Consider the following 7,817-nt stretch of genomic DNA (forward strand, 5'->3'; position numbering starts at 1 on the left):
ATAATTTTTGGATATTCGATTGGGTCGACAATCCAATCCATTCACCTTATCAACCACCGAATGCAGAGCCGACAACCCGCAAAAGACTCCTTCCACATATGGAGCCTGTCACTCATCCAATACTGTCAATTAGGTGCATCCAGATGTCACTTTCCCAAAAGTTTATCAAGATGATCAAGAATTTGGGCCGCAGGAAATCAGCTCGGCATAATCACGTTGCTGCCTCCATAAACGCGATGAAAGCGAGCCTTTTTGTCTGCTCCATAGCGGTTCGAAATGTGCACTGTAATTGTAGTCGCCCACATCCAGTGGCCATCAAATATCTCCAACAACGACTGTAATAAATCCCGCCTGATTAGAATAGAGTCCCCGGCTCGATTGATGCCGTTATCAAAGTCAACCCATTCCTCAATTCCTGCGGTCCAATCTGACCACTTAGCTATCACACGGCCATTCAAAATCGTATGCATTTCATTGCCCTCTGCGCGAACTTCGCACGATTTTGGACTAAACCAATTAAGCATGGTCCTAGGAAGGGTGAATTTACGCCAAGCTTGCCAAGTTTGAATCGCACTTGGCTCAAGCCATGTTGTAACGGGCAAAATTGCCCAGCCGTCCACTTTGGCTGCGCACTCTTTAATGTGAAATTTTGCGGTGCTTCCTCGGCTCTGTATTGCGCTATCGCAACAGTGCAGACTTTGACACCATATACCCTGAAGATCACCAGAAGCAGCTTTCACAACTAATTCATCATCGGGGATTATGCCAGTGATCCGCTGCTGCAATGCAGGATATACGTTTATTCCAAATCTCATTGATCCTGCATCGACACATCCTTTCAACCCGCCAATGACCCATTCAGTTTGCGAGTTTAACGGATTGTTGTGATTGAACCACTCGTCGACCAAATTCCAAAGCACTTGGGGAACCTCAGCTAGCCCATCTTCTTTAATAGGTTCAACACTTGGCCACCATGTTGGCATAGGTTGAGGTTGGATTTTCCACAGTTCAACATCCACGGGAATGTTTCTTCGACACCATCGAATAGCTTGATCGCTCGTCATGAAGTCCGAAGCGACCGCCCAAGCTACTGCTCTATCAAAACCCGAACGGCAAGCCTCAGTAATGCGCGGTTCAGCCCCGATATGACCTCTCTCCCTGGAATCGAGGCTGCGCCAAGTGCGCAAGCCTTCATCGACACGTCTATCTGGTTCTTCGCCCCAAATATTAGCAAACTCTTGTCGCCAACAATCGGCAAAGAGAGGGCCGATTGGCTCAGGAAGTTTTTGCACGTGATCACGAAATGCAAATGGAACATAATAGCTACATTCTCCCAGGAATGCGGTTCCACGAACTATATCAAGTGGGGTTTCGGGTGAGCCCACTACAGCCCATTCCATCATTTTTCCAGCAACATCTCGATTCAGAAAGTTGGCGATTATCCAAGCCCCAATTGATCGCGCCTTCACCTGATCGAAAAAGTTTCTTAATTCAAACGGTGTCCACATGCGCCCCAGCTCCTGAGCTTTTATAAGTGGGAGCATCGCTTGCATTGCAAGAGTCGGAACACTCTGCTTTTCAAGCCAATGCTTTAGCGCCAACTCAACATCCTCATTTCGATCTGACAATTCAACCCCTATCATTGTAGCGGCGCGTTCGCGGCAAATTAGATTGGGCGAAGAAAGTCTATTGATTGCGAAAATCCATGGGTCACCATAATCAACTCCATCTTGACCCTCCCATACTACTTCAGGCAACGTTTGAACTTCGCACAGTTCTTTTGCGCTCTTTACAATTTGATCCACAATCCTTTCTGCTTGCGCTATGTTTTCGGTTTTTAGAAACAATTCTACTATCCGATACCAACTGAAAATCCCCACCGCTAGGCGTCTTTGCGTTTGACTAGCGTCGTTAACTAAAGATTTCAAGATGAACTCGTGGACGCGGTCTGGAGCAACGGTTGCAATATGAATCATAATTTCTTCTGCTTCACGCTTATCATACCAATAGCGGCTCCATCCTGATGCATCACGCATCCATTCGATGAGGGCATCGAACCGATCAACTACATCTGGAGCACTATCAGCGATCTGCCACATCGTGCGCCCCATTCTCAATTCAGGATTGTGTGCTTTCACTCTTCTCACTGCATCGAAAACCTCAATGGCATCAACGACTTGCAGCCAGTGTTTACACCATTGTGCCATTTGATCGACACGATTAGTGCTGTATTCATCTTCCGATCGATCCTCTATGATGGTTAGCAGCTCAGATGGAAGCCATATTGAATAGTCCGGAAGAGTGTTATCCACCTTCCTTCCGCCGTGCTCTACAGTTTCCTTAGTGGGCGATTCTACGGATGGTGCAATCGGGCTGAATCCAAATACTGATTCAATCGAGTTTAGCGCTTCTTCAGCACGCTTATCTTTATCATCTATCCTTTGCCTGAGAATGGTTCTTTCTTCGTCTGATGAAATTGTCGTTGCGACTGTGAAATTTGCTGAACTAGACAAATCCGCATTTTGAAGGAACGCAAGTAATGCTTGGTCAGCCCGATAATATTCCTGATTCGATAATAGCCAAGCATGATAACGACGCAACCATATGAGAGTGGGGTCAGCAAGAGAGAGTGCTGCAACGAAAGATGATGAGATAACACGCGTCTCTTTGCCATCCGTGTATTTGAGAACAGTGGACGCCGGAGTGGCAAGCTTCAATATTCGTTTCAAGTCTTGTTCTTCTGGCGCTTCTCGCTTTGAAGTTAATAAGGTAGCACAATCCAACGCCTCAATAAGGGGCATGTCTTTGTGATCACCATGAGCAATGGTGTTTTGCGCCCACTCATGGAGCCAAAAATGGGCGTGCTCCATGGAGTTGTTGCGGGCCATAATGACCGAAGTCGTCCCCGATCGAGTCGCGCGAGAGCTATAATAATCAACATAACTCATGCTCTGGATTACAAAAGAGTGAACCTGATCGCAGGCTTCGGGTGATAACCAGTGATCCTGTATCTCACTGAAAGCGGCAAGTGTAGTATCTAGCCACATAGAAGGTAAATCGAATAGCCAACATATTTGGTTGGTCTTCGCCTTAAAATTTGCCGTTTTGGATTGTGCAATACAGCATATTTCATGAACGATATTTACCAATGCTCGCCTGCCGCCTCGACTCTGGAAGTAGTCGTCGTCAGGCGCATCCACCTCAGGAAATTCAATCATTCGAATCTGGTCGCGAAGGATTTCTAAAGCTGCCTCTGGATCATGCGGTAACACAGGGGCCAACTGCCTCGTTGAATCGACTAATGACCGCATTAATGTGCTCAACCACGGACTAAGCTTCACCTGAATTAGAGCTTCTTTGACCGTTTCAATACCGCCATACCGGCGGGCCCCAACCGCCCACCAGAAGAAATCAACAACTATCTCTGCCATGTTCGATTGACGCTCAGCAAGTGAGTTGCGGCGGTTTAGCTCCCCTATTTTGGGGCGTAAGCAATTGAAGCGAGTAACATGCCTTGGGCCCTTGCTATCAGCGTGAATCAACGCACCCAGAGGGTCCATTGCAATTTCGCTGTCATAAAGATTGATGACAGAATTTTTTTCATTGAGGGATATGCGAGTGGCCCATCGTGCCAGAGCATGGAACATCTGTTCCTTTAGTGTGGGATTTGCTTCGCGCGCTGTCGATAACAGCAAACGAAAGTGTCCCAATGCACTGGCCGACCTGCAACCTGCCGCAATTTTCGGCACCACACTCAAGATCTCTTGGCTATCCGTCGCCTGCACAAGACGAACAAGATAATCAGCAAGAACATCTTGATTCAAATATGAAACTAATCGGTGCCCAATCTCTTCAAAGTCAAGGTTTCGCCCGCCCATCATCCCGGGTGTGTCCCTAGAGTTTGCTGTGCGTGTGTGAAGGGTCTCTAACAGTATATCCCCCTCATGGTTTAGGTCCGCCTTTTTGACGAAGCGAGCCAAAATCGGCAGAAAGCTCGAAGGCAGGCTATCGATCCGATCCAATAATTGGAGCAACGCGAATTTGTCAGGATTAAGGCGCAAACGAGCTTCAAAGGCATCCGCCCATGATTCGTCCCCATTATTACCCAATCGCTCCGAATATTCCAGCCAGATGCCCACTTCGACCACTCGGTCCCAGCAACGAAGTTCGGCGGCTTCCCACCCCGCCCGTTCGAGCATCCGGATGCGGTCGCTAGGGGGTCTAAATTCCATTATCGACTTAACCGTCCATTCACGCGAAGGCCCTTCAATTAGAGGTTTAACATTTCCTAGAACCGCACACAGCTCCCATTGATTAGCCCATCGCCAATATTCGGGCGCGCTAGAAGTCAACCAAACGGAAGCGGCGCTCCGAAGGCTTGCGCTATATTGCTCAGTCTCAGGTCGTTCACGAATCGACACTGCCAAGCTTTGATGGTAGGGCTCAACACCAAGGCGAGAAGACTTCAAAAGGTGTCTAATGTCTTCGAATCCTCGTTGAGCATCCGATGGAGCTTCCCCAGCAGCTCGTAGCGCCTCCACCATGCCTCCAGTAGGCCAAGGCCACTCACACAGGACAAGTAGCATTAAACTTATTCTCCCAGAAGGTGACAAGCATTGCCAAAGTTCTTGATAATACTGCCGAATGTCTCCATCTGGACACCTGGGCAGCTTGTCAACTTCCTGGGCGGAGATTGGAATCCGGTGTTGAACGAGGTAATTCCAGCTGTAGCGTAAATGTAGTGGTTGCCCATCGCAGCGAGCTAAAAGCGCCCAAGCAAGTTGCTCTCTTTGATATTTTTTGTTTCCATTTCGATAGCTAGATGGAAGATAATCCTCATAAATATCTAGCCATTGATTGATTTGATTCAATCCAAAACTCGGCATTAATATCCATTCTTCCCGTGGTGCGCATTGCCTCACCCGCTGTGGGAGTTGATCATCACCTACTGGTTGCGATACCATTAGCACACTAACACCCGGTGGTGGTGGCAATAGAATGTCCATCAATCGACGTAACTCGTCTAGTGACCCATGCTCTCTCCAAACATGATCCAAGCCATCAATGATCAAGATTAATGTGCGATTCTCAGCAAGGTAGTTTGCGCCAACCACCTCTAAGCATTCAGCTAAGCTTTCTGCTCTCGGGTTCTTCGCATAGTGCTCTCCTAATGCCCGACGATGCCGTTGACGTAAGTCTGCGAGCAGTGATTCAGCAGCCACTTCATGATCAAGTCTCCCTTTAGATCGATCCCCAATGGACAAAAAATAATGATGTCGAATTACCGGCACACCGTCTTCTTCAAATTGATTGAATAACCAGCTAACAAATGTGCTTTTGCCTGACGCTGGGAAGCCTGCCAAAAAATGACAACGCGCAGTTAAATCGGACACCTCCTCCTTGAGAGATTTCACAAAATCAGGGTCAGGCTCTAAAAAGTCATTGGGCACTTCAAATCTTTGACTGAGCGACTTCGGTATTGCCCATTTAGCAGCTTCGAGAATGTGGTCGAGGTAAATGTGTCCACCCGCGCTCGGCTTGTTCCGCTCAATTGCCCATTGGCCAACAGTTTGTTTCAAGCTGAGCCATCCCAATTCGTTGCCTTTGAGTCGCAAAAATCGCTGCTTCTCGATCTGCTCGTATCTTTCGAGACCATCCCTTCCAAGCATGAAGACACATGCCTCGAAAAATGCCCGTGCATCCTCTTCGCCCACTTGCTCACGCAGCAAAGCTTTAGCTTCACTAGCAATTTCTTCCCAGCAAACATAATCATCCTGAAGACAATCATTGAGATCGCCACCCGCCCGGCGATTCGACAATATTCGGACTGACACATTCGAGTGGCTAGCTCTGACCAATTTCCACGATTCAATCCAACGTTTAAGAAGTGATGGCAACCTTTCACCTTGTCTTCTAGAGGGACGATCCTGCAACAGAGAACGCCACTCCCATGGATCGTCATCGGCATGGGGCGAAGTCGAAAACTTAACTTGCACCAGCTCAATCTTGCCATCCGCGCGATGAACACGAATATCATCCAGACAGCCTGAATCCTCTGCCTCCACTTGCATACATTCATATTCATCTGGGAACTCCATCCAATCCAACAGCATGCCCACCGCTACTATGTCCTGGTAGTCATTACCCGCCCTTATTGGCCCGGGTCGGGTGAAGATATTTTCCAGCTGATCTGACGATGCTTTTGATGCTTGGGGGAGCGGTGAAATTGGCATTGTAAATATCGCAGTGATTTTTTCGTCGGTCTGATTGGGATTGTTGAAAGAGACAAAATAATATGTTTTTCGATTTATGAAAGATAATCGACGTTTATCCAGTTCAGGAGTTTCCCGGATGTTTACGGCAAGGCATACCATGTCCCCTTTCCAGTGCCATGCTTGACTAGGTGGCCTTGCTCAAGCACACGACGGAAATGCTCTTTGAGTGTGTTCCTGCTTGCGCCGGTCGTCTTGATGATGTCGCCCATGGTTACGCGGCCATGTTGTCTGGCAAAGTCGATGATTTGCACGGCCAGTTCTGGCAAGGCTGCCATGACGAGTTTTTCCCTTTCTACCTTCAAGGCTAATCGTCGTTCTTGTTGCTGCAAGGCACGCAAAAAAAATAGAAGCCAAGGCTGCCAGTTGGGGGCGGGGGTGCGTATGCTGCCTTGAGTCTGACGAAGGGCCAGATAATAACCCTCTTTGCTGTTCTCAATGACGCTCTCCAGGGAACTGTATGGCACGTAGGCGTAGCCAGCCTGTAGCAGCAGCAGGGTGGTCAGAACTCGGCTCAATCGGCCATTGCCGTCTTGGAAAGGATGGATCTCCAGGAACACCACCACAAACACCGCAACGACCAGCAAGGGGTGAAGGCGACGCAGGTCGCGTGCTTCGTTCAGCCATGCCACCAACTCGGTCATGAGGCGCGGCGTGTCGAACGGTGTAGCCGTCTCGAATACAATGCCGGTTTGCCCGCCGTCCTCGTCGAAAGCGGCGACGCTATTGGAAAGCGCCTTGTATTCGCCGCGATGCCCTTCGTCCTTTTCGCTATAACGCAGGAGGTCACGGTGAAGTTGTTTGATGTGGTTTTCGGTGATTGGAATGTCCTGCCACGCGTTAAAAACCAGTTTCATTACCTCCGCGTATCCAGCAACCTCCTGCTCATCACGAGTGTCGAACTTCTTAATCTCCAGATTGGCAAGCAGACGCTCTACCTCGCGATCCGTTAATTTGCTCCCCTCGATTCGAGTCGAGGAACCAATACTCTCGATGGTAGCCACATGGCGAAGTGCTTTTAAACGCTCAGGTGCGAGTGTGCCCAGCGCACGCCAAGCACCTTTAAACTCGTCGATTTCAGCCACCAACGTCAGCAATTCAGGCGTGATTTGAATGTTGTCAGTGCTCAGCATACAACCTCTCTAACCATATATACACCCATAAACACCCATAAGTCTACTCAAAACCTCACCCACAATCACCCATATCGCGTTTATACGAAGTGTGTTGCTTGCAAGGGAGATTTCTGCACAATGCCGCAGAGTCCCACGCTAAAGGCTAAGCTGTGAAACGAAGGCAGGACGTGCAAGCCCCGACGTGCAAGCCCCGACGTGCAAGCCCCGACGTGCAGCCCCACTAGGGCATAGTGAAATTTTGCAAATGCCATCGTCAAGCCTATGCCGCCCCAAGCCAGCTGGAAAAATTTGAGCTTCAGAAATCAATCCGCAGCAAATCCTTTGCAAAATCCCCAGTTTTCAATCGCAAAAGTGCGCTCCGCTTCCTTCCTCTCAAGCAATCGAACCGCCCCGCCCGTCACGATGGCTT

General features: G+C 48.8%; 2 protein-coding genes. Both read right to left on the minus strand.

Annotated elements, in window-relative coordinates; genetic code table 11:
- Nucleotides 1-197: 197 nt before the first annotated feature.
- The gene (locus tag FEM03_RS04220; protein ID WP_138084940.1) at nucleotides 198-6,374 is read right to left on the minus strand and encodes an AAA family ATPase; all 6,177 of its coding nucleotides are present in this window, start codon (nucleotides 6,372-6,374) and stop codon (nucleotides 198-200) included.
- Entirely contained in the window at nucleotides 6,356-7,405 is a 1,050-nt protein-coding gene (locus FEM03_RS04225; RefSeq protein WP_138084941.1) for a Fic family protein, read from the minus strand. Before FEM03_RS04225 ends, FEM03_RS04220 begins: the two co-directional genes overlap by 19 nt.
- Nucleotides 7,406-7,817: the final 412 nt, after the last annotated feature.

It is taken from the genome of Phragmitibacter flavus, assembly GCF_005780165.1.
GTDB lineage: Bacteria > Verrucomicrobiota > Verrucomicrobiia > Verrucomicrobiales > Verrucomicrobiaceae > Phragmitibacter > Phragmitibacter flavus.